This window comes from Streptococcus suis YS56 (assembly GCF_000440115.1).
GTDB classification, from domain to species: domain Bacteria; phylum Bacillota; class Bacilli; order Lactobacillales; family Streptococcaceae; genus Streptococcus; species Streptococcus suis_L.
The window spans coordinates 1-342 of sequence record NZ_ALMY01000084.1 but is presented as its reverse complement, the minus strand read 5'-3'; the positions used below and the strand labels follow the sequence as shown (position 1 = coordinate 342).

Sequence of the window (342 nt, the reverse complement as noted above, 5' to 3'; positions counted from 1 at the left end):
GTTGATTAGGTCAGATTTGGAGTGTAAAACACGAACAAATCTGCCAATCAACCACTGCGCTGAGATGTTGACACAAACTCTGATTAATGGTACTGGGCATTTTGCCCAGCCTCATGGCTTTTCTTTGTGTATAATAAGATAAAAAGAAGGAGGTTCGAGCGTATGGATGAGTTATTGGCAATTATTAAACTACAGACCTCAACGATTGAACAACTTACCAACGAGTTGAGCCTCCTTCGTGAACAGGTTGAGTATCTGAGACAGAAATTCTACGGAAAATCATCAGAGAAGGTTGTGTATCAACCCGGTCAGCTGAGCTTGTTTGGGGAGGAAAGCCTCCCT

1 protein-coding gene is annotated in these 342 nt (G+C 42.7%); it reads left to right on the top strand.

Annotated elements, in window-relative coordinates; genetic code table 11:
- Positions 1–162 precede the first annotated feature (162 nt).
- On the top strand, positions 163–342 hold a 180-nt coding region (locus tag SST62_RS0110690; protein ID WP_029187334.1), incomplete at its 3' end, for a hypothetical protein.